Raw genomic sequence first — 21,407 nt, 5'->3', positions numbered from 1 at the left:
ACAGTGACATTGGGCATGCACACGCTCACCGCCGGACGTGGCCTGCTGTTCGGCGGCGACTACAACCCCGAGCAGTGGCCGGAGCACGTGTGGGAGGAGGACGCCGAGCTGATGCGGGCCGCCGGGGTCAACCTCGTCACGGTCGGCGTCTTCAGCTGGGCGCGGATCGAGCCCGAGCCGGGCAAGCGGGACTTCGCCTGGCTGGACCGGGTGCTCGACCTGCTCGGCGCGGCCGGGATCGGGGTGGACCTGGCCACCCCGACCGCCTCCCCGCCTCCGTGGCTGGGGCACCGGTGGCCGGAGACGCTGCCGGTGGACGAGTCGGGGCACCGCCTCTGGTACGGCTCGCGCAACCAGTTCTGCCCGTCGTCCCCCGTCTACCGGGAGCGCGCGCTGGCCCTGGTCGAGGACCTGGCCGAGCGGTACGCGGACCACCCGGCCCTGGCCCTGTGGCACGTGGGCAACGAGTACGGCCAGGTCTGCCACTGCGACGATTCCGCCAGGGCGTTCCGCGCCTGGCTGAAGGAGCGCTACGGCGACCTGGACACGCTCAACGAGGCCTGGGGCACCACGTTCTGGAGCCAGCGCTACAGCGAGTGGGCCGAGATCGTCACCCCCCGCCGCGCCCCCTACATCGTCAACCCGTCACAGCAGCTGGACTTCTGGCGCTTCTGCTCCGACGCCCTGCTCGCCCACTTCCGGGCCGAGCGCGACGTCCTCCGCGCGCGGACCCCGGACGTCCCGGTCACCACCAACTTCATGGGCCTGTTCAAACCGGTCGACTACTGGTCGTGGGCGCAGGAGGAGGACATCGTCTCCAACGACCACTACCCCGACCCGGCCGACCCGCTCGCGCCCGCCCGCACCGCGCTCACCCATGACCTCATGCGCGGCCTCGCGAAGGGCAGGCCGTGGCTGCTGATGGAGCAGTCCACGAGCGCGGTCAACTGGCGCCCGCACAATCCGCTCAAGCCGCCCGGCCGGCTCAGGCTGGAGTCGCTGCAGGCGGTCGCCCGGGGCGCGGACGGGCTGTGCTACTTCCAGTGGCGGGCCTCCCGGTTCGGCGCCGAGCGCTTCCACTCCGCGATGGTCCCGCACGCGGGCGCGGACACCCGCCTGCACGCCGAGGTGCGCGCGCACGGCCGGGAGCTGCGCGGGCTGCGCGAGGTGGCCGGGCAGCCGGTGCCAGCGCGGGTGGCGATGGTGTTCGACTGGCCGAGCTGGTGGGCGCTGGAGGAGCGCGGCCGGCCGAGTGACCGGCTCACCGCGACCGACCAGCTCTTCTCCTACTACCTGCCGTTCTGGGAGCGCGGGGTGAGCGTGGACCTGGTGCCGCCGTCCGCCGGGCTCGACGGTTACGCCCTGGTCGTGGTCCCGAACCTCTTCCTGCTCGGCGACGCGGACGCCGCGGCGATGACCGCCTACGTGCGCGGCGGCGGGGTCCTGGTCGTGGGCCCGTTCTCGGGCGTCGTGGACGAGCGGGCGCACGTGCGTACCGGACGGTTTCCCGCGCCGCTGCGCGAGGTGCTCGGCGCGTCCGGCGAGGAGTGGCAGCCCGTGGAAGGACCCGTGCGCTGCCGGTGGGCGGACGGGGCGGAGTTCGCCGCGCACACCTGGACCGAGCTGATCGAACCGGAGGGCGCCGAGACGGTGGCCGAGTTCACCGGGGGCGGCCCCGCGGTGCTGCGGCACCGCGCCGGGGAGGGTGTGGCCTGGTACGTGGCCACGATGCCCGAGCCGGACGCGCTCGGCGAGCTGGCCGAGCGCGTGCTGGCCGACGCGGGCGTGCGCGGCGTGCTGCCGGAGCTGCCGCGCGGTGTCGAGGCGGTGCGCCGCGGCGACGTCCTGTTCCTGCTCAACCACGGCGCGGACGCGGTACGCGTGCCGCTCCCCCACGCGGCGACGGACCTGCTGACCGGATCGGCCGTGGCCGGCCGGATCACGCTGGCACCGCAGGCCGTCGCGGCCCTCGTCCGAGGAGAGGCATGAAGTTCAAGGACGGCTACTGGCGGCTGCGTCCCGGGGTGCGGGCCCACTACGCCGCGCAGGCCCACGACGTGACCGCGGCCGCCGGCTCGCTGCGGATCCTGGCCCCGGCCAGGCCCATCACCCGCCGGGGCCACACGCTCGACGGCCCGGTGCTGCGGGTGGACCTGTCGTCCCCGATGCCGGACGTGATCCGCGTACGCACGGTGCACTTCGCCGGATCCGTCCCCGCCGCCCCCGCCTTCGAGGTACGCGACGACGCCCCGGACGTGGACATCGCCGTGGACGGCGAGCAGGCGAGCCTGACCAGCGGCGCGCTCACCGTGCGGGTGCGCAGGGACGCGCCGTGGGAGATGACCTTCAGCGCGGACGGGCGCGAGCTGACCCGCAGCGGCGGCAGGAGCCTCGCCGCCATGCGTGACGCCGACGACCGTCACTTCATGGTCGACCAGCTCCGCCTCGGCGCCGGGGAGCTCGTGTACGGGCTGGGCGAGCGGTTCGGCGCCTTCGTGCGCAACGGGCAGTCCGTCGACATCTGGAACGAGGACGGCGGCACCAGCAGCGACCTCGCCTACAAGAACATCCCCTTCTACCTCACCAACCGCGGCTACGGCGTGTTCGTCAACCATCCCGGGCGCGTGTCGTTCGAGGTCGGCTCGGAGTCGGTGTCGCAGGTGCAGTTCAGCGTCGAGGGCCACGACCTCGAGTACCTCGTCATCCACGGACCCACGCCGAAGGACATCCTGCGCCGCTACACCGCGCTGACCGGCCGTCCCGCGCTGCCGCCCGCCTGGTCGTTCGGGCTGTGGCTGTCCACGTCGTTCACCACCGACTACGACGAGGCGACGGTGACGTCGTTCGTGGACGGGATGGCCGAGCGGGACCTGCCGCTGAGCGTGTTCCACTTCGACTGCTTCTGGATGCGGCCGTACCGGTGGTGCGACTTCGAGTGGGACCCGGAGGTGTTCCCCGACCCCGAGGGCATGATCCGGCGGCTCAAGAAGCGGGGGCTGCGGGTCTGCCTGTGGATCAACCCGTACATCGGGCAGGCGTCGCGGCTGTTCGACGAGGGGGCCGAGGCGGGTCACCTGCTGCGCCGGCCCGACGGGACCGTCTGGCAGGACGACCACTGGCAGGCGGGCCGGGCGCTGGTGGACTTCACCTCCCCGGCCGCCAGGCAGTGGTACGCGGGCAAGCTGCGCGGGCTGCTCGACATGGGGGTGGACGCGTTCAAGACCGACTTCGGCGAACGCATCCCCACCGACGTGGTCTACGCCGACGGCTCCGATCCCGAACGCATGCACAACTACTACACGCTGCTCTACAACCGGGCCGTGCACGAGGTGCTGGCCGAGCGGGGCGCGCCCGTGCTGTTCGCCCGCTCGGCCACGGTGGGCGGGCAGCGGCTGCCGGTGCACTGGGGCGGCGACTGCGAGTCGACGTTCGAGGCGATGGCCGAGTCGCTGCGGGGCGGGCTGTCCCTGGGGCTGGCCGGGTTCGGGTTCTGGAGCCACGACATCGGCGGTTTCGAGGGGCGGCCCGATCCGGCCGTGTTCAAGCGGTGGGTGGCCTTCGGGCTGCTGTCGTCGCACAGCCGGTTGCACGGGAGCGGCTCGTACCGGGTGCCGTGGCTGTTCGACGAGGAGTCGGTGGACGTGCTGCGGTCGTTCACGCGGCTGAAGGCGCGGCTCATGCCGTACCTGTACGGCGCCGCGGTCGAGGCGGTCACCGACGGGCTGCCGATGATGCGGGCCATGCGGCTGGAGTTCCCCGAGGACCGGGGCTGCGACTATCTGGACGCGCAGTACATGCTCGGGCCCGACCTGCTGGTGGCGCCCGTCATGTCGGCGGATGGTGAAATTTCGTACTACGTCCCGGAAGGCGACTGGACGCCGCTGCTCGGCGGGGAGAGCGTGAGCGGACCCGGGTGGCGTACCGAGCGGCACGGATTCGATAGCCTGCCGCTGCTGGTGCGGCCGGGTGCCGTGGTGCCGACGGGCGCCCGCGAGGACCGGCCCGACTACGACTACGCCGACGGGGTCACCCTGAACGCCTACCGCCTCCCCGACGGCGCCCGCCGCACCGTCACCGTGCCTGCCCCCGACGTGCCCACCGACGTGCCCACCGACGGGGGCGCAGCCGCCGTCTTCGAGGTGTCGCGCACGGGCGACCGCGTCCGGGCCCGGCGCGTGGCGGGCGCGCCCAAGAGCTGGAGCCTGCGGCTCTTCGGAGAACGCCAGGCGACGGAGACCACCCAGGGCGACGACATTGAGATCACCCTGTAAGGACCTTTAAGGAGCAGCATGCCCACATTCCCCGAGAACTTCGTGTGGGGCACCGCCACCGCCGCCTACCAGGTGGAGGGCGCCTGGAACGAGGACGGCCGCGGCCCGTCGATCTGGGACACCTTCTCCCACACCCCGGGTCTGGTGGCGGGTGGCGACACCGGCGACGTGGCCTGTGACCACTACCACCGGCTGGAGGAGGATCTGGACATCCTCTCCGCCCTGGGCGTGGGCGCGTACCGGTTCTCGATCTCCTGGCCGCGCGTCCGCCCGAACGGCACGGCCAACCGGCCGGGGCTGGACTTCTACGAGCGGCTGGTGGACGGGCTGCTGACCCGCGGGATCGCCCCCGTCGCCACCCTCTACCACTGGGACCTGCCGCAGGAGCTGGAGGACGCGGGCGGCTGGGTCACCCGCGACACCGCCTACCGCTTCGCCGAGTACGCGGCCCTCATGGGCGAGACGATCGGCGACCGCGTGCGCACCTGGATCACCCTGAACGAGCCGTGGTGCTCGGCCTACCTGGGCTACGCCTCCGGCGTGCACGCCCCCGGCAGGACCGAGCCCGCCGCCGCGCTGGCCGCAGTGCACCACCTCAACCTCGGCCACGGCCTGGCCGTCCAGGCGCTGCGCGCGGTCGTCGACCCGGCCGCGCAGATGTCGGTCACGCTCAACCTGCACCACGTTCGCGGCGTGTCCGAGGCCGACGCCGACGCCGTGCGGCAGGTGGACGCGCTGGCCAACCGGGCCTTCCTCGGCCCCATGCTGGAGGGCGCCTACCCGCGCGACCTCATCGCCGACACCGCGTCGGTGACCGACTGGTCGTTCGTGCGCGACGGCGACGAGGCCGCCGCGTGCCAGCCGCTGGACGTGCTGGGGGTCAACTACTACAACCCCACGCTCGTGCGCCGGTGGGACGGTTCCTCCGACCGGTCGACCGCCGACGGGCACCAGGACGGGGCCGCCTCGCCGTGGATCGCGTGCGAGAACGTCGAGTTCGTCCAGCAGCCGGGCCCGTACACCGAGATGGGGTGGAACATCGACGAGACCGGCCTGACCGAGCTGCTGCTGCGGCTGCACCGTGACTACCCCGCCATGCCCACGATGATCACCGAGAACGGCGCCGCGTTCGCCGACGTCGTGACGCCCAACGGGCGGGTCCACGACGAGCGGCGCGTCGACTACCTCCACCGGCACCTGACCGCCGTGGCCGAGGCGATCTCGGCCGGGGCGGACGTGCGCGGATACTTCGTGTGGTCGCTCATGGACAACTTCGAGTGGGCGCACGGGTACTCCAAGCGGTTCGGCATCGTCCGCGTGGAGCCCGGCACGCTGGAGCGCGTCTGGAAGGACAGCGCCCACTGGTACCGCGACGTGGTCGCCGCCGGCAAGCTGCCCGGCTAGGGTTTGCGTGCCACGCCCCCGACGAAGGTGTGGTACGTGATGCCCGGCGTGGCGCGGTCGTCACTGCCCGGGCGCCACTCGGGCAGCGGCACCAGGCCGGGCTCCAGCAGTTCGAGGCCGTCGAAGTAGGAGAGGATCTCCTTCCGGGTGCGCCACCGGCCGGTGCCGAGGTGCTCGTTGAAGATCCTCTCCGCCTCGTACGCCTGCTCCGACACCTCGGGACGCGCCTCGCCCGGGTTATGGAAGTGCGAGATCACCATGTGGCTGCCCGAGGCGAGCGGCCGGAGCAGGGCGGCCGCGACGCCGGCCGGGTCCTCGTCGTCGGCCAGGTGGTGCAGGATCCCGAACATCAGCAGCCCGACCGGCTGGTCGAAGTCGATCAGGGAGCGCGTCTTCGGGTCCTCGAGGATCTTCTCCGGCTCGCGGGCGTCGGCCTCGACGATCGTGGTGCTGGCGTCCACGGCGAGCAGGGCCCGGCCGTGCACGAGCACGATCGGGTCGTGGTCGACGTACACGACCCTCGACTGCGGGGCGACCGCCTGGGCGATCTCGTGCACGTTGCCCTGGGTGGGCAGGCCCGAGCCGATGTCCAGGAACTGGCGGATCCCCGCCTCGGCCGCCAGGTGGTGGACCGTGCGCCGCAGGAACTCCCGGTTCGCCCTGGCCGCCTCGCGCGCGTCAGGAGCGATCTTCAGCGCGGCCGCGGCCACCTGACGGTCTATCTCGTAGTTGTCCTTGCCGCCGAGCATGTAGTCGTAGACGCGGGAGACACTGGGCTTGGTCGTGTCGATCCCGCGGGGCGCGCGCTCCTGCTCGCTCTCGGGCACTGTCGGCTCCTCGGTCGGTGGCTAGATCCGTGATCCTATTTTCCGAATCCCCGATTTCTGCGGACATTTCATCACGTGTGAGGAGGCGCCGTCCTCTCTGGGCCGCGCGCCTACCAGCGATCGACGTGCAGCACCTCGTCGAGCGGCTGCCGCCCCGCGGGCCCGAACGTCTCACCGAGGTAGTGGGCGGTCGGGATGAGCACGCCCTGGCGGACGTCGTCCGGGATGCCGAGCAGCTCGGCGATCTCGCTCTCGTACGCCAGGTGCAGCGTCGTCCAGGCCGTGCCGAGCCCGCGGGCCCGGGCGGCGAGCATGTAGCTCCAGGCGGCGGGGAGCAGCGACCCCCACAGACCCGCCTGATTGCCCTGCGGCAGGCCGCCGCCCGGCAGCGTGATGCAGCCGATCACCAGCACCGGCACGTCGCCCATGTGCTCGCCCAGGTAGGCGGCGCTCTCGGACACGCGCTGCTGCGTCGCCGCCCTGGCCGGGTCGTCCTGGAACTGCGAACCGGCGGCGGCGCCGGACTCGAAGTAGGTCCGCAGCGAGCGGGCGTAGTAGTCGCCGATCGTCCCGCGCAGCTCGGGGTCGGTCACCACGATCCAGTGCCAGCCCTGCCGGTTGCCGCCGGTGGGCGCCTGGAGCGCGACCTCCAGGCACTCGCGCACCAGGTCCATGGAGACGGGACGGGTGAGGTCGAGGCGCTTGCGCACGCTGCGGGTGGTGGTGAGCAGCTCGTCGGGGCTCAGTTCGTTGATCGCCATAGGGCCATGATGCCAACAGGGTCAGGCGGAATCGCGGATCACCAGCTCCGTGGGCAGTATCACCGGGTCCACGTGCTTCGCGCCGTCGATGAGCGCGAGCAGCAGGCGTACCGTCTCCTGGGCCACCTCCGCCAGCGGCTGGCGGATCGTGGTCAGCGGCGGGTGCGTCGAGAGGGCCACCGACGAGTCGTCGAAGCCGCCCACCGCCACGTCGTCCGGCACCCTGCGCCCGGCGGCGCGCAGCGCGGCCAGGGCGCCCGCGGCCATCAGGTCCGAGGCCACGAAGACGGCGTCGATGTCGGGCGTGCGGGCCAGCAGCTCGGCCATGGCCCGCTCGCCGCTGGCCTGCGTCCAGTCCCCGTGCGCGATCAGCTTCTTGGACGCCTTGCGGCCCAGCACGTCGGCGAAGCCTTCGAGGCGCTGGATGCCGCCGGGCGTGTCCATCGGGCCGGTGATCATGGCGATGCGCCTGCGGCCCTGGCTCACGAAGTACTCGGTCATCTGGCGGCCGCCCAGGCGCTCGTCGGCAGCCGCGTACGGGATGACGCTCTCGCGGCCGATGACGGCACCGCAGGAGACCGCGGGCGGCCCCGACTGCAGCGCGTCGACGAACGGGTCGCCGGCGTGCGTCGAGAGCAGCAGCACCCCGTCGGCGTGGCCGCCCCGGACGTAGCGGACCACCCGCTCGCGGTCGCCCTCGTCGCCCGCCAGCATCATCACCAGTGACAGGTCGCGCTCGGCCAGCATCCTGATGGCGACCCGGATGGTCGTGCTGTAGTTGGGGTCCTCGAACAGCTTCTCGTGCGGCTCCGACAGCACCATCACGACCGACCCGGTGCGCTGGGTGACGAGGCTGCGGGCGGCCCGGTTGACCACGTAGCCGGTCTCCGAGATGGCCCGCTCGATGGCCACGCGCGCCGCCGGGCTCACGTACTTGTCGCCGTTGAGCAGCCGGGAGACCGTGCCGCGTGACACGCCCGCGGCGGCGGCGACGTCGTGGATCGTTGGGCGCTTCATTTCACCGCTCCGGAGGAAAGATCGGTCTTCCAGTATCGCTGCATGGTGAGGAAGAGCGCGATCAACGGCACGATGGACAGCAGTGCGCCCGTGAGGATCAGGTTGTAGAGGGAGGGCTGGTTCGCCCCGGCGGCCAGCAGCGTGTAGAGGCCCACCGTGAGCGGGAACTTGCCGTCGTCGCCGAGCATGATGAACGGCAGCAGGAAGTTGTTCCAGATGGCCACGAACTGGAACAGGAAGATCGTCACCATGCCCGGCACCATCAGCGGCACCGCCACCCGGTACATCAGCCGCCACTCGGTCGCCCCGTCGATCCGCCCCGCCTCCAGCAGCGAGTCGGGGATGGCCGCCGTGGCGTAGATGCGGGCCAGATAGATGCTGTACGGGTGCAGGATCTGCGGCAGCAGGACGGCCCAGTAGGTGTCGGCCAGCCCGACCTTGGAGAACAGCAGGTACTGCGGGATCGCCAGCACCACGGCCGGCACGAGGATGCCGCCGATGAGCAGCTTGAAGATGAGGTTGCGGCCGGGGAAGCGGAACTTCGCCAGCGCGTACCCCGAGATCGCCGAGACCGCGGTCGACAGCAGCGCGCCGCCGCCCGCGTACAGCAGGGTGTTGGCCGCCCACAGCCAGAACACCCCGTCCCGGTAGGCGAACAGCTGGGTCACGTTGTCGGCGAAGCCGGTGCCGAAGGCCAGCGTCGAGGTGGTGAACAGCTCACCCGGCGACTTGGTCGCCGCGATCAGCACCCAGAGCACCGGGAACAGGCAGTAGATCGCGCCGAGCAGGAGCAGCCCGGTCGGGGCCACTCCCCACGGCCTGCGCGCGGCCGTCGCGCGGTGTGTCGTGGCCATCAGCTCTCCCCGAAGGCGTGGTTGCGGACCACGCGCAGGAACCCGAACGACAGGACGAGCGAGATCGCCGCGATGACGATCGAGGTGGCGGCGGCCGAGTACAGGTCGCCGGTGACGAACGCGTCGCGGTAGACCTTCATGAGCGGGCTCCACGTGGAGCTGATGGTGTTGGTCAGCGGCCGCAGCGTGGTGGGCTCGGTGAACACCTGGATGGTCGCGATGATCGAGAAGACGGTGGTCAGGATGATCGCCGGGGTGAGGATCGGGATCTTCACCCGCAGGGCGATCTGGAGCTCGGAGGCGCCGTCCAGCCGCGCCGCCTCGTACAGGTCGCGCGGGATCGCCCGGAGCGTGGTGTAGAGCACGAGCATGTTGAAGCCGGTCCCGCCCCACACCGCCACGTTCGCCATGGAGTACGTGACGGTGCTCGCCCCGAGGAAGTCGATGTCCAGGACGTCCCTGATGGGACTGAGCGAGGGCAGGTAGAGGAACCCCCACAGCAGCGTGGCGGCCACGCCCGGCACCGCGTACGGCAGGAAGATCGCGATCCTCGAGAATCGGGCCAGCCGCACCCGCGCCGAGTCCAGCAGCAGCGCGAACAGCAGGGCCAGTCCCAGCATCACGACCAGCACCAGCGCGCCGTAGCCGAGCACGCGCAGCCAGCCGTGCCACAACTCAGGGTCGGACAGGGCGGCGGAGAAGTTGTCGAACCCGACGAAGACCTCCTTCCGCGCGCCCCTGCCCAGCCCGAGCCCGGACACCTTGGTACGGCGCATCGCCAGCCAGACGGTGTACCCGATGGGCACCGCGAGGAAGAGCGTGAACAGCACGATCGCGGGGGTCAGGAACAGGTACGGCCACGCCCCCCTCTCCGACCTCTTCATGAGGCGATCTGGAATCCGGACTTGCGCATGTCGGCGACGGTCGCGTCCTGCATGGCCTGGATCGCGTCGGAGAACGACGTCTTGTTCTGCACTGCCTTGTCGAAGTTGTCCTTGAAGGCGTTGTACGTCACGCCGACGTTCGGTCCGAAGGTGAAGCCGCGGGCGACGGCGGAGACGGCGGCGGCCTGCTGCCAGAAGTCGGGCTGGTTGGAGAAGTAGTCGGGCGCCTGGCCGAGCGCCGACTGGGCCTTGGTGGCGGCCGGGTAGATGGCGGCCTCCTTGACCAGCAGGTCCAAGGCGGCGGGGTCGGTGTTCATCCAGGTGGCGAACTGGGCGGCGGCGGCCTTGTTCGGCGTCTTGGCGGACACGGCCGTGGATGAACCGCCCCAGAAGCCGCTGAAGTTCTCGCCCGCGTTCCACTGCGGCAGCGGTGCGGCGGCCCACTTGCCCTTGGCCTTGGGCGCGTTGCTCGACAGCACGCCCGGCGCCCAGACCGCCGACGGCCAGGTCAGCAGCTTGCCGTCGTTGAGCGCCTTGTTCCACTCGGGGGTGAAGAACGGCATGTCGTCGATGACGCCCTCCTTCACCAGCCCGCCCCAGTAGTCGGCGACCTTCTTGGTGGCCTCGTCGGCGATGTTGACCTTCCACGACTCGCCGCTGATCGACCACCACTGGGCGCCGGCCTGCTGCGCCAGGCCCGTGAACGCTCCCGGATCCTTGCTGGAGAACGTGCCGAGGTACGCCTTCGGGTCCTTCTTGTGCACGGTGCGCGCGGCGTCGGCGTACTCCTGCCAGGTCTTCGGGACCGCGAGGCCGTACTTGTCGAACAGGTCCTTGCGGTAGAAGAGCATCATCGGGCCGCTGTCCTGCGGGATCCCGTACACGCCCTCCGTGCCCAGCGTGACCAGGCTCCACAGGCCCTGCGCGAACTCGCCCTTGACCGAGGCGGTCTCGGCCTTGAGGTCGGCCACCGCGTCGGCGGCGACGAACGAGGGCAGGTGCTGGTACTCGGCCTGCACGAGGTCCGGCGGGTTGCCCGCCTTGGCCGCGGTGAGGAACTTGGCCGCCGCGTCGTCGCCGCCCGCCTGCTTGCTGACCGTGACCTGGATGTCCGGGTGCGCCTGGTTCCAGACCGCGGCGATCTTGTCCATGTTGGGGGCCCAGGTCCAGTACGTCAGCTTGACCGGTCCCTTGGCGGCGGCCGTGGGGCTCTGCGCCGCCTCGGTGCTCTGGGCGGGCTCGCTGGACCCGCAGCTCGCGAGAGTGGCCGTGAGCACGACGGCCAGTGCGGCTCCGAGGCGGTTGGCGCGCATGCGTACCTCCAGAAGGTTCTGTGAACGTGCACAGAGTGAAACAGGCGCGAAACACCCGTCAAGGGGTCGTTATGTTCTCGTTAATCAGCCATTATCGGGTGAGGTCGGCGGCGGCTTCCCGTAGGTGCCGGGTGACCGCTACTGTGCACGTTCACAGAGCTTCTTCAAGGGGGATGGATGTACCCGGAGCGTCCTGCCGGTATCGCCTTTGGCGGTGACTACAACCCGGAGCAGTGGCCGCGCGAGGTCCTGGAGGAGGACGTGGCCCTGATGCGCGAGGCCGGGGTGAACCTGGTCAGCCTGGGCCTGTTCTCGTGGGCGCTGATGGAGCCCGCGGAGGGGCGCTACGAGTTCGGCTGGCTGGACGAGATCGTGGACCGGCTGCACGAGGGCGGGGTCGCGGTGGACCTGGCCACGCCGACCGCCGCCCCGCCCGCCTGGTTCATTCGGAAATATCCTGATGTGCTGCCGGTGACCAGGGAAGGGACGCGGATCGGGTTCGGCGGCAGGCAGAGCGCCTGCTCCAGCGCCCCGGCCTTCCGCGAGGCGACCGCGCGGCTGGTGCGCGCGCTGGGCGAGCACTATCGCGGGCATCCGGCCGTGGTCATGTGGCACGTGCACAACGAGTACGGGGCGCCGCTCGGCGAGTGTTACTGCGAGCACAGCGTGGCGGCGTGGCGCGCATGGCTCCGCGCTCAATATCGCGATATTTCGGCATTGAACGACGCCTGGGGTGCCACGTTCTGGGGCCAGACGTACACCGACTGGGCGGAGATCGACGCGCCCCGCTTCAACCACACGGCCGTCAACCCGGCCCAGCGCCTCGACTACGCCCGCTTCAGCGACGGCCAGCACCGCGAGCACTACGCGCTCCAGCGCGACATCCTGCGCGAGCTCACCCCCGGCATCCCCGTCACCACGAACTTCGCGGGCACCGTGAACTGCAAGTCCGCCGACCTGTGGCAGTGGGCGCGCGAGCTGGACGTGATCGCCAACGACCACTACCTGAAGGCCGAGCGGCCCGACAACCACATCGACCTGGCCATGTCCGCCGACCTCGCCCGCTCGGTGGCGGGCGGCGCGCCGTGGATGCTCATGGAGCACTCGGCGGGCGCGGTGAACTGGCAGCCGCGCAACATCGCCAAGCGGCCCGGCGAGATGCGCCGCAACAGCCTCGCGCACGTGGCGCGTGGCTCCGACAGCGTGCTGTTCTTCCAGTTCAGGGCCTCGCGCTTCGGGGCCGAGAAGTTCCATTCCGGGATGGTGCCGCACGCCGGGACCGATTCCGGGCAGTGGCGCGAGGTGGTCCGGCTCGGCGCCGACCTGCGCAGGCTCGCCGGCCTTCAGGGGAGCCGGGTGCGGGCCGAGGTCGCGGTGGTCTGGGACTGGGAGTCGTACTGGGCGCTCGAGCTGGACTGGCGGCCGTCGGTCGATCTGACGTTCAGGGAGCGGGTGGACGCCTTCTACGAGGCGCTGTGGCGGGAGCACGTGACGGTGGACTTCGTCCACCCTTCCGCCGATATTTCGAGATATCGGATGGTGGTGGCGCCCAGCTCGTACCTGCTGACCGAGGCGTCCGCCAAGAACCTCCACCGGTACGTCGAAGCGGGCGGCACCCTGCTCGTGTCGTACTTCTCCGGCATCGTGGACGAGCACGACACCATCCACCCGGGCGCCCACCCCGGCGCGCTGCGCGAGCTGCTGGGCCTGTCGATCGAGGAGTTCCACCCGCTGCGCGAGCACGAGACGGTGGCGCTGACCGGCGGCGGCAGTGGCGGCGGCAGTGGCAGTGGCGGCGACATGGCCCGCGTCTGGTCGGAGCGGGTCCGCCCGGCCGGTGCGGTCGCCGTACGCGACTTCGCCACCGGGCCCGACGCCGGGCACCCCGCCTTCACCCGCCACGATCTCGGCGCGGGCACCGCCTGGTACCTCGCGACCGCTCCCGTCGCCGGCCTGCGCGAGCTGCTCGGCCAGGTGCTCGACCACGCGAACGTGTCCCGGCCCCGCGGCCTCCCCGACACCCTGGAGCTGGTACGCCGGGGCGACCACGTCTTCCTGATCAACCACGGCGAGGAGCCCGTGACGGTCGAGGGGGTGAGCGGGACGAGCGTGTTCGACGGCGTACACCACGACGGGCCGGTCACCGTCGCGCCCGGCGCGGTCACGGTCATCGCCCTGGCCCCTTGAGACCTGGTTTCACGGTGTGGAGGGCTGAGATTGTTGGCCAGGGCTGACTAATTCGGTTGCCGCTGGGGTGGCGGACGGGTTGAGTGACTGGTCATGAACCTGGCACAAGCGGTCGAGCGGCTCGAGTTGGGGCAGTTGCTGGATGCCCCGCTGCTGCTCAAGAATGACGAGCAGAACCCGGTGTGGAAGGCCGTAACTGACTCCGGCTCATGGGTGGTGAAGATCGTCCGGCCCTGGGGTGACTTCTGGCTGCCCATGGCCGCCCAGGCAGGGGCGCTTGAAGCCGCCGCGTGGGAGTTCGGTGTCGCGATGCCCGAGCCGCAATCGACGGCTCTGGAAGAAGCGGGTCTGTGGCGACCGATCGGGGACGGTGTCTACGCCCGTGCGATGCGCTTCGTCGAGGGCACGCATCCGGCCGCGCCGGCGTCCGCACCGTTGGCGGCATGGGCCGGCGGGCTCGTCGCTGACCTTGCACGGTGCGCGATCCCAGCCGACCCGACCGTCGATGGCGACTACCGGTCGCACTCCCAGGGAGAGTGGGAGGAGTGGTTCGCTCAGGCCGAACGCCTCGAGGTCCTCAGTGCCGAGCATGTCCGCGTCTTCAAGCTGTCGGTGGAGCGGACCGAGGCCATGGTCGAAGATCAGCAGGAGTTGTGGCGATCCAAGTTGGTCATGCATCGCGACATCCGGCACCAGAACATTCTGACCGGCTCCGGTGGACCGGTGCTGCTGGACTTCGATGCCGCTGGGGCGCAGGACCCGTGGTGGGAGCTGGTCTTCACCGCTTTCGGTTTCGCCGGCTTCGACCGAGGGTTGGAAGTGCCCGAGCGCCGTATCGTCGACGCGTGCCTCACCGGGTATGTCGCTGCGGGAGGGGCAGTCGGGGCGGTCGATGAGTCGGCGTTCACCGGTATGCTCGCCGGACGCGTGGGAGTGGCGGCTTGGCAGCTGTGGATGGCCTGCGGCCACCGGGGCGGGAGTCCGGAGTACCAGGCCGGCTTCGCTCAGACACTCAGGGAGTCGGTGAAGGCGATGGCCATGATGCTTGAGGCCATGCCGACCTGGGCCACGTGGCTCAAGGCGTAAACGGGGAACGCTGGGCAGGAGTGATGATCGCGAGCGGCAGGCCTGCACCGTCGCAGGTGTCTCAACAGCGAACGGCCGGGGCACGAGGCCCCGGCCGTTCAAGGTTCTCTCATCCGCCGTCCGTGCTCAGGAGCAGGGGCGCGGGTGTGCCCGCCGGATCTGCGGCGAGGCCGCGGACATGGGGTGGGTCTGAGCCGCGCACGCGGGGCGGTGCCACGCGTGCGTGAGCGTCGGCTTCTCGTGCTTGACGTTCTCCACCTTCACCGCGGTGGGCCTGGTCTTCACCGTGCTGGGCCGCGCCGGCACGACCGGCGAGTGGCTCGACGTGGAGGGCCTGGTCAGCACGAGCGGCTTGGCCGGAGCGACCGGCTTGACCGCCGCGACGGGGTGGACCTGCACGGCAGGCTTGGCCGGCACAGCGGGCTTCGCCGGGACGGCCGGCTTCGCCGGGACGGCGGGCTTGGCCGGGATGGCAGGCTTGGCCGGCACGACCGACGACTTGCTCTCGCCGGGAGTGACCGGCGCGCAGGCGTCGGTGGACGCGGCCGGCTTCACCACGGGCTTGACCGGAGCGGCCGGCTTCACCGGAGCGGCGGGCTTCACCGGAGCGGCCGGCTTGATCGGAGCGGCCGGCTTGACCGGGGCGGCCGGCTTGACCGGCACGGCGGGCTTCGCCGGGGCGGCCGGCTTGACCGTCACGTTCGTCGCGACCACCGGCTTGGCCGGGCGCGGCTGCACCGCGGGTGCCGCGGGCTTGACCGCGATGCTGCTCGTCTGGGTGACGAGCCCCTGGTCGGTACCGGCGCACGGGGCGCACGGGGCGCAGGGGGCGGCCGGAGCCACCGGGGCTGCCGGAGCGGCCTGGGCGGACGTGCTGGAGAGGCCGCACCCGGTGGCGGACTCGTCAGCCGGGGCGGTCACGATCGCCGGGGTTGCGGGAGCGGCCGGGGCGGCGCACAGGACCTCGGCCCCGCACGCGTTCCCCATCGTGTAGTCGGAGTCGGTGGCGTACCCGGTGTAGGCGCCGGCCGCCTGGCCGAGAGCGTCGCCGCACCCCTCGACCTTCATGAGCGCGAACCCGTTCAGCAGAAGGGAGTCGCGACTCGGACAGGGGCTGACCTGCGTCCAGGAACGGACGCCGGCGGGGCGAACGCCGGTGATCGTCTGCGTCTGCACGAAGCCGAGTTCGTACACCTGCGTGAAGGCGGTCGCCTCCGGGGGTGGCTCGGTGGGCGCGGCAGCGGCGGGCGTCGCCAGTGCCACGGACATGAGCATGAACGGCAAAGCGGTAGCCGCTGCCGTCGTGTGCCGTGAACGCAATATTTGCATAGGCACACGAGTAGCGCCCGGGCTCACGGTGAGGGGAGGGCGACACCCCCTCCCAGACGCCAACCGGAATGGATCTTGTCCTTCTCTTGGTGTCCGGCCCGGCTCGCAGGGTCTTCCCGCAGGACCGCTATTGACGCAGAATCCTGACCGAAATTTACGACTAATGCGGAAATCTGATCAGCTCATCAGTAAGATCGCTGTCAGCCACCTCAGCGGCACAGTGCGTACCCGAAGGAGCCGCCCATGGCCGACCGCCAGCAGAAGCGTGCGTCCCGTGGAGTAGACACCTCCAGACCCACCACCTCCCGCCTCTACGACTTCATGCTCGGCGGCAAGGACAACTACGAGGCGGACCGCCGGCTGGCGCAGCGCGTGCTCGAGATCATGCCGGACGCCCGGGAGGCGGCGTGGGCGAACAGGGAGTTCCTCGCCCGGGTGGTCAGGTTCATGGCCGCGGAGGCGGGCGTCCGGCAGTTCCTGGACATCGGCGCCGGTCTGCCCGCACGGGACAACGTCCACGAGGTCGCCCGGTCCGCCGCCCCAGGCTCGAGGGTCGTGTACGTCGACCACGACCCCATCGTCCTGGTCCACGGCCGCGCGCTGCTGGCCGTGGACGGCCGCATCACGATCGTCGAGGGCGACGCCAGGGACCCGGACGCGATCGTCGACGATCCGGAGACCAGGCGCCTCATCGACCTCGGTGAGCCGGTCGGGCTGCTGATGCTCGACATCCTGCACCACCTGCCCGACCATGAGGACCCGGCCGGGATCGTGGCCCGGCTGGTGAAACGCCTCCCGTCCGGCAGCCACGTGGCCGTCTCCCACTTTCACAATCCCGTGGATCATCCGGAGGCGTCCCGTCAGGCGTACACGGCCGAGAAGCTCTTCAAGGAGAGCCTCGGGACGGGCCGCTGGCGTACGCGCGAGGAGATCCTGACCTGCTTCGACGGCCTGGAGCTGCTGGAGCCCGGCCTCGTGCCGGTGCCGGAATGGCGGCCGGACCCCGGCGACCACGCCAGGCCCGGCCTCTCCCGTCACACGCTGGTCGGAGCCGTCGCCCGCAAGCCGTGAGCGCGGACGAGCGCAGGGGTCACACCACGCCCGCGTACACCCAGCGGCCCTCGAGACGGACGAAACGGCTGTTCTCCTCCAGCACGCCCGGACGCCCGCGCTCGGCGTAGTGGGCGCGGAAGCGGACCGTGCCCTCGGTGTGCACGACGCTGCCGCCGGTCGTCTCCAGCACCTCCAGGCGTACCCACCGGACCTTCCTGTCGAGGTCGAGCGAGGCGGGCCGCGCGGCCGGGTGCCAGGTCCGCAGCAGGTAGGCCGCGTCGCCCACCCCGAACGCGCTGAACCTCGACCGCATGAGCTGCTCGGCGGTGGCGGCGGCCGCCGCGCCCCGGTGGAGCTTGCCGCAGCAGTCCTGGTAGGGGGCGGGCAGGCCGCACGGACATGTACGAGACATGCGCCCTATTGTGCCGCCTCATGTGCCGCGGGCCGGCCGGGCAGCCGCGCCGTGAGGTCGGTCAGCGTCGGGCCGAGCGGGGCGTCCAGAGTGAGGGAGGCGTCCGCGTCGCCGCCGGTCGGACCCTGGTTGACGATGGCGATCGGGATGCCGAGCACGGCGGCCTTGGTGACGAACCGCAGCCCCGACCTGACCGTCAACGACGACCCCAGCACCAGCAGCGTCCGCGCCCCCGCCACCACCGCGAAGCACTCGTCCACACGGGGCCGGGGGACGTTCTCGCCGAAGAAGACCACGTCGGGTTTGAGCAGCCCGCCGCACGCCGCGCAGTCGACCACCTCGAACCCGGCGACCTGCTCGTCGGTGAGCACGGCGTCGCCGTCGGGGTTGATCTGCCCGCTGGCCTCCCAGCCTGGGTTGGCCGCGCGCAGCCGCCGCTCCAGCTCGGCGCGGGGTGTGCGCTCCCGGCAGGACAGGCAGACGACCCGGTCGAGCCCGCCGTGCAGCTCGATCACCCGCCTGGCTCCGGCCGCCTGGTGCAGGCCGTCGACGTTCTGGGTGACGATGCCGGTGAGCAGCCCGCGCCGCTCCAGCTCGGCCACGGCCCGGTGACCGGCGTTGGGCCGGGCCTCGCCGATCTGCCGCCAGCCGACGTGGCTGCGCGCCCAGTAGCGCTGCCGGGCCTCCGCGCTGCCGACGAAGCGCTGGTACGTCATCGGCTCCGCGCGCCGGGCCCGGCCGGTCGGCCCCCGGTAGTCGGGAATGCCGGACTCGGTGGACAGGCCTGCCCCGCTGAGCACGACCACCCCTCCCCCGGCGACCAGCTCGGCCAGTCGTGTCACTGTCACAGATCCCATCGTGCCCGATCCAGAGGTTTGTACGGAATTGAGAGGCCGTGCGTGATCACGCCGGGCGGGGGCGGCGATCGTCTGCGTCGTACTCCGCCCGGGCCTCCTCGACCTTGCCCATGTTGGCGCCGGCCCAGTCGGCCAGGGTGGCGAAAAGAGGGGCCAGGCTGCGTCCCAGATCGCTGATCTCGTACTCCACCCGCGGCGGCACCTCGGGGTGGTAGGTGCGCACCACGAGACCGTCACGCTCCAACTGCCGCAGCCGCTGGGTCAGCACCTTGGGCGTGATCGTGGCGATGCGCCGCTGCAGCTCCACGAAACGCTGCAGGCCGTACTCGTTGAGGGTCCAGAGGATCGGGGTGGTCCAGCGGCTGAAGACGATGTCGACGACCGGAGCGATCGGGCACGCCTGCTCGGGCTCAGCCGACGCCGTTGCCGTCCGGGTCGCGTCGCCGCTCATGCGGACCCCCTCTGACATAGTTACTTTCCTCTAGGTACCTACTATACAAACGATGCTAGCTTCGCCGGGTCGCCGATTCGAAACTGTCGGCCTCCGGAAGCCGCGCCGCGCTCTGCCAGGTCGCGGGTTTCCGCTGGATCACGCTCGAGTGATTTGTCATAACGGAAAGGTCTGCCATGCCCACCGCGCACATTCTCGACTCGACGATGTTCTACCGGGAGCTCGGGACAGGGACACCGATGGTCTTCCTGCACGGAAATCCGCACTCGTCCTATTTGTGGCGTCACATCATGCCCGCCGTCGGCGACCCCGGCCGACGCCTCGCACCCGACCTGATCGGAATGGGGGACTCCGGCAAGCCCGACATCGACTACACATTCGGCGATCACGCCCGCTATCTGGATGCGTGGTTCGACGCCCTGGAGCTCGATGACGTCGTCCTCATCGGACACGACTGGGGCGGCGCGCTCGCCTTCGACTGGGCCGCCCGCCACCCCGGGCGGGTACGCGGCATCGCGTTCACCGAGACGATCGTGAAGCCGATGGCCTGGGAGGAGTTCCCCGAAGCCGGGCGGGAGCTCTTCAAGGCGATCAAGACGGAGGGTGCCGGCGAGGCCATGCTCCTGGACGACAACCTGTTCATCGAAGGCAGCGGCCTCCCCGAGGAGGATCTCGCCGTCTACCGCACGTCGTTCCCCACCCGGGAGAGCCGGCTGCCGATCCTGCGATGGGCGCGATCGATGCCGCTCGGCGGCGAGCCGGCCGACGTCGTGGCCATCGTCGAGGCGTACGACACCTGGCTGGCGGCCAGCACCGACGTGCCCAAGCTGTTGATCGCGTTCGAGCCCGGCCACGGCGCCATGATGGGCCCCGAGATGGTCGAGTGGTGCGCCGGCAACATGGCCGCTCTCGAGATCGAGAAGCACGGCGTCGCCGGTCACACCACTCCGGCGGAGCAGCCTCAGGCGATCGCCGCGGCCCTCACCGGCTGGATGGGCAGGCACGGGCTGCGCTGAGGCGGCGTGCGGCCGCGACGAGCCGCGCGCCGCTCACCCGCGGCCTCTCAGCACCCCCGCCTGGGCCAGCCCGGCGGTCAGCTCCGTGCGGGCGCGTTCGGTGAGGGCGTCGAGGGCGTGCGGGTCGTCGGCCGCCAGCCGGGAGACGGGCGCGACCTGGTACGGGCGGAGCCGCAACGACCGCCCCGAGCGCAGGCTGACCGCGAACGTCCCCGGCCCGTCCCCGTCGGGCCCGGCCCCACCCTGGACCACCTCCGCACACGGATCCCACGCGGGAGCCGGCCCGTCCCCTCCGCGATCCTGCCCGGGCGCGGGCTCCCGGCCGGCGACGGAGCAGGCGGCCAGCCGGCCGGCCGGCAGCCCGGGGAGCCGGCCCAGCCAGCTCCTGATCATGGCAGCGACCTCGTACGCCCGCATGGTGTCCGGCGCGTCGAAGTCGATCCACCTGGCCAGGTCGTCCCCGGCGTGCGGCGGGAAGCGCACGCTCTGCCCCGCCCACTCCGTGCGGATCGCCATCCGGTACGGCCGCAGCCCGGCGAGCCGGACCCCGCCCGCGCCCGCCGCCAGCAGCTCCACGGACTCTCCCACGACGCCCGCCTCCATGCCCGGCGCCCCGAGCACCAGCTCGCACGTCACCGGCACGCCTGGCGGGATCCCGGCCAGCAGTCGCCGCAGGTCGACGGTCACGCCGTTCAGCCCGGTCACGGCGGCCAGGAAGTCGATCCGCGTCACGACGATCGTCAGGCCGCGGCAGCGGGCCAGCACCTCCTCGGGGTACGCGGCCACCCCCACCGCGTCCAGCCACCCGGCCCACGGTCCGCTCGCGGGAGGGGGGCACGCCCCGGTCACCCAGCGCACACGCTTCCCCGGCTGGGTGTCCGGGGCGTCGCACAGGGACGCCCTCCCGGCGGGCGCGACATCCGGGCCATCACACGGGCGCGCCCACCGAGCGGGCGCGACATCCCAGCACTGCCCCGGGCGCACCCGCTCGAAAGGCGCGGTGTCGTACCACAGGGGGCGGATGACCCGCTCAGGCGACCACGCCAGCAGCTCGACGCCGGCCAGCGCGGGCACGCGCCGCAGCGCCGCGCCCTGCTCGGCCACCAGCCGCCCGCACAACGTCACCCGACCCGCTCCCAGGGCGCCCACCAGCGCGAACGCCTCGGGAAGCTGGCGGCCATCGTCCACCACGACGTGCGCCCGCCGCCCCCTGGCCACCTCCACGGCCAGCTCCGTCTCGGGGCGGAACAGCTCGCACCGCCCGGCCGCCCCGAGCACGTCCCCGCTGCTCTGCGTGCTCCCCTCGGCCAGCTCCAGGTCGTCGATGCTGAGCCGCACGGCGGGGTCGGCGGCCAGCCGCAGCGCCGTGCCCACCGCTCTCAGGTGGGCGTCGTCGAACGCCTTGCGCTCCAGGACGGCCGCCGCCGCCCGCTCGAGCAGCGCGGCCAGCGGCCCGCCGTCGAGCCGCTCCGCGGCGGCCTTGAGCCGGGACGGGTCGGCGAGGCGTTCGACGACCCGTTCGTTGAGGTCGAGCACCTCGACCCCGGAGGGCGGCAGGACCGCGGTGGTGAAGTCGGTGAGCGGCGGTACGACGATCAGGTCCATCAGCGGCCCTCCCCCGAGGCGCGGACAATGGATTTGGCATCCAGCCCACTTCGACTTCAAATGCTTACAAGACAATTTTT

Annotated in this window: 18 protein-coding genes; 7 read left to right on the top strand and 11 right to left on the bottom strand. The window is 71.4% G+C overall.

Features of this window, described 5'->3' with window-relative positions; genetic code table 11:
• The first annotated feature begins 3 nt into the window (after positions 1-3).
• Genes ABD830_RS31520 through ABD830_RS31510 form a run of 3 tightly spaced genes read left to right on the top strand, consistent with a single transcriptional unit; the run spans position 4 to position 5,675 of the window.
• Complete coding sequence (locus tag ABD830_RS31520) at positions 4-1,989, top strand: beta-galactosidase (protein ID WP_344995377.1); 1,986 nt, start codon at positions 4-6, stop codon at positions 1,987-1,989.
• Entirely contained in the window at positions 1,986-4,271 is a 2,286-nt protein-coding gene (gene yicI / locus ABD830_RS31515) for an alpha-xylosidase (RefSeq protein ID WP_344995374.1), read from the top strand. Before ABD830_RS31520 ends, yicI begins: the two co-directional genes overlap by 4 nt.
• Positions 4,272-4,289: 18 nt before the next feature.
• Positions 4,290-5,675 (top strand): GH1 family beta-glucosidase, encoded by a 1,386-nt coding sequence (locus tag ABD830_RS31510; protein ID WP_344995371.1) that lies wholly within the window; start codon positions 4,290-4,292, stop codon positions 5,673-5,675.
• Here the strand turns inward: ABD830_RS31510 and ABD830_RS31505 are convergent.
• The 6 genes from ABD830_RS31505 to ABD830_RS31480 all read right to left on the bottom strand — a co-directional run bounded on the left by ABD830_RS31505 (position 5,672) and on the right by ABD830_RS31480 (position 11,331).
• Positions 5,672-6,502 (bottom strand): SAM-dependent methyltransferase, encoded by an 831-nt coding sequence (locus ABD830_RS31505; RefSeq protein WP_344995368.1) that lies wholly within the window; start codon positions 6,500-6,502, stop codon positions 5,672-5,674. The two genes, ABD830_RS31510 and ABD830_RS31505, sit on opposite strands and share 4 nt — an antisense overlap.
• Before the next feature lie 110 nt (positions 6,503-6,612).
• Complete coding sequence (locus tag ABD830_RS31500) at positions 6,613-7,263, bottom strand: nitroreductase family protein (RefSeq protein WP_344995365.1); 651 nt, start codon at positions 7,261-7,263, stop codon at positions 6,613-6,615.
• A 21-nt stretch (positions 7,264-7,284) separates the two neighbouring features.
• Positions 7,285-8,280, bottom strand: coding sequence for a LacI family DNA-binding transcriptional regulator (locus tag ABD830_RS31495; protein WP_344995362.1), 996 nt, complete (start codon positions 8,278-8,280; stop codon positions 7,285-7,287).
• The gene (locus ABD830_RS31490; protein ID WP_344995359.1) at positions 8,277-9,134 is read right to left on the bottom strand and encodes a carbohydrate ABC transporter permease; all 858 of its coding nucleotides are present in this window, start codon (positions 9,132-9,134) and stop codon (positions 8,277-8,279) included. The genes ABD830_RS31495 and ABD830_RS31490 overlap by 4 nt, the downstream gene beginning before the upstream one ends.
• On the bottom strand, positions 9,134-10,018 hold the full coding sequence (locus ABD830_RS31485; protein WP_344995356.1) for a carbohydrate ABC transporter permease: 885 nt from the start codon (positions 10,016-10,018) through the stop codon (positions 9,134-9,136). Before ABD830_RS31485 ends, ABD830_RS31490 begins: the two co-directional genes overlap by 1 nt.
• Complete coding sequence (locus ABD830_RS31480) at positions 10,015-11,331, bottom strand: ABC transporter substrate-binding protein (protein WP_344995353.1); 1,317 nt, start codon at positions 11,329-11,331, stop codon at positions 10,015-10,017. The genes ABD830_RS31485 and ABD830_RS31480 overlap by 4 nt, the downstream gene beginning before the upstream one ends.
• Positions 11,332-11,508: 177 nt before the next feature.
• On the opposite strand from ABD830_RS31480, the gene ABD830_RS31475 reads away from it, so the two are divergent.
• Complete coding sequence (locus ABD830_RS31475; RefSeq protein WP_344995350.1) at positions 11,509-13,518, top strand: beta-galactosidase; 2,010 nt, start codon at positions 11,509-11,511, stop codon at positions 13,516-13,518.
• A gap of 93 nt (positions 13,519-13,611) precedes the next feature.
• On the top strand, positions 13,612-14,604 hold the full coding sequence (locus tag ABD830_RS31470) for a phosphotransferase (protein WP_344995347.1): 993 nt from the start codon (positions 13,612-13,614) through the stop codon (positions 14,602-14,604).
• A gap of 126 nt (positions 14,605-14,730) precedes the next feature.
• Here the strand turns inward: ABD830_RS31470 and ABD830_RS31465 are convergent, their stop codons facing one another.
• Complete coding sequence (locus ABD830_RS31465; RefSeq protein ID WP_344995344.1) at positions 14,731-15,867, bottom strand: hypothetical protein; 1,137 nt, start codon at positions 15,865-15,867, stop codon at positions 14,731-14,733.
• Between the two features lie 309 nt (positions 15,868-16,176).
• On the opposite strand from ABD830_RS31465, the gene ABD830_RS31460 reads away from it, so the two are divergent.
• Entirely contained in the window at positions 16,177-17,004 is an 828-nt protein-coding gene (locus ABD830_RS31460; RefSeq protein ID WP_344995341.1) for an SAM-dependent methyltransferase, read from the top strand.
• 19 nt (positions 17,005-17,023) lie between these two features.
• On the opposite strand, the gene ABD830_RS31455 is transcribed toward ABD830_RS31460, so the two are convergent.
• Genes ABD830_RS31455 through ABD830_RS31445 form a run of 3 tightly spaced genes read right to left on the bottom strand, consistent with a single transcriptional unit; the run spans position 17,024 to position 18,706 of the window.
• Complete coding sequence (locus ABD830_RS31455) at positions 17,024-17,398, bottom strand: YchJ family protein (protein ID WP_344995338.1); 375 nt, start codon at positions 17,396-17,398, stop codon at positions 17,024-17,026.
• 5 nt (positions 17,399-17,403) lie between these two features.
• On the bottom strand, positions 17,404-18,255 hold the full coding sequence (locus ABD830_RS31450) for an NAD-dependent protein deacetylase (RefSeq protein ID WP_344995335.1): 852 nt from the start codon (positions 18,253-18,255) through the stop codon (positions 17,404-17,406).
• Positions 18,256-18,301: 46 nt separating this feature from the next.
• Complete coding sequence (locus ABD830_RS31445; protein WP_344995332.1) at positions 18,302-18,706, bottom strand: winged helix-turn-helix transcriptional regulator; 405 nt, start codon at positions 18,704-18,706, stop codon at positions 18,302-18,304.
• A gap of 176 nt (positions 18,707-18,882) precedes the next feature.
• On the opposite strand from ABD830_RS31445, the gene ABD830_RS31440 reads away from it, so the two are divergent.
• The gene (locus tag ABD830_RS31440) at positions 18,883-19,722 is read left to right on the top strand and encodes a haloalkane dehalogenase (protein ID WP_344995329.1); all 840 of its coding nucleotides are present in this window, start codon (positions 18,883-18,885) and stop codon (positions 19,720-19,722) included.
• Positions 19,723-19,755: 33 nt separating this feature from the next.
• On the opposite strand, the gene ABD830_RS31435 is transcribed toward ABD830_RS31440, so the two are convergent.
• The gene (locus tag ABD830_RS31435) at positions 19,756-21,327 is read right to left on the bottom strand and encodes a hypothetical protein (RefSeq protein WP_344995326.1); all 1,572 of its coding nucleotides are present in this window, start codon (positions 21,325-21,327) and stop codon (positions 19,756-19,758) included.
• Positions 21,328-21,407: the final 80 nt, after the last annotated feature.

Source organism: Nonomuraea helvata (assembly GCF_039535785.1).
Lineage (GTDB): Bacteria > Actinomycetota > Actinomycetes > Streptosporangiales > Streptosporangiaceae > Nonomuraea > Nonomuraea helvata.
This window is presented reverse-complemented; position numbering and strand designations above follow the sequence as displayed.

Bases quoted from the DNA above. Each gene is read 5' to 3' on its own strand.
- yicI (WP_344995374.1), top strand. From the start codon at position 1,986: ATGAAGTTCAAGGACGGCTACTGGCGGCTGCGTCCCGGGGTGCGGGCC.
- ABD830_RS31510 (WP_344995371.1), top strand. From the start codon at position 4,290: ATGCCCACATTCCCCGAGAACTTCGTGTGGGGCACCGCCACCGCCGCC.
- ABD830_RS31500 (WP_344995365.1), bottom strand. From the start codon at position 7,263: ATGGCGATCAACGAACTGAGCCCCGACGAGCTGCTCACCACCACCCGC.
- ABD830_RS31495 (WP_344995362.1), bottom strand. From the start codon at position 8,280: ATGAAGCGCCCAACGATCCACGACGTCGCCGCCGCCGCGGGCGTGTCA.
- ABD830_RS31490 (WP_344995359.1), bottom strand. From the start codon at position 9,134: ATGGCCACGACACACCGCGCGACGGCCGCGCGCAGGCCGTGGGGAGTG.
- ABD830_RS31485 (WP_344995356.1), bottom strand. From the start codon at position 10,018: ATGAAGAGGTCGGAGAGGGGGGCGTGGCCGTACCTGTTCCTGACCCCC.
- ABD830_RS31480 (WP_344995353.1), bottom strand. From the start codon at position 11,331: ATGCGCGCCAACCGCCTCGGAGCCGCACTGGCCGTCGTGCTCACGGCC.
- ABD830_RS31475 (WP_344995350.1), top strand. From the start codon at position 11,509: ATGTACCCGGAGCGTCCTGCCGGTATCGCCTTTGGCGGTGACTACAAC.
- ABD830_RS31470 (WP_344995347.1), top strand. From the start codon at position 13,612: ATGAACCTGGCACAAGCGGTCGAGCGGCTCGAGTTGGGGCAGTTGCTG.
- ABD830_RS31460 (WP_344995341.1), top strand. From the start codon at position 16,177: ATGGCCGACCGCCAGCAGAAGCGTGCGTCCCGTGGAGTAGACACCTCC.
- ABD830_RS31455 (WP_344995338.1), bottom strand. From the start codon at position 17,398: ATGTCTCGTACATGTCCGTGCGGCCTGCCCGCCCCCTACCAGGACTGC.
- ABD830_RS31450 (WP_344995335.1), bottom strand. From the start codon at position 18,255: ATGGGATCTGTGACAGTGACACGACTGGCCGAGCTGGTCGCCGGGGGA.
- ABD830_RS31445 (WP_344995332.1), bottom strand. From the start codon at position 18,706: ATGAGCGGCGACGCGACCCGGACGGCAACGGCGTCGGCTGAGCCCGAG.
- ABD830_RS31440 (WP_344995329.1), top strand. From the start codon at position 18,883: ATGCCCACCGCGCACATTCTCGACTCGACGATGTTCTACCGGGAGCTC.
- ABD830_RS31435 (WP_344995326.1), bottom strand. From the start codon at position 21,327: ATGGACCTGATCGTCGTACCGCCGCTCACCGACTTCACCACCGCGGTC.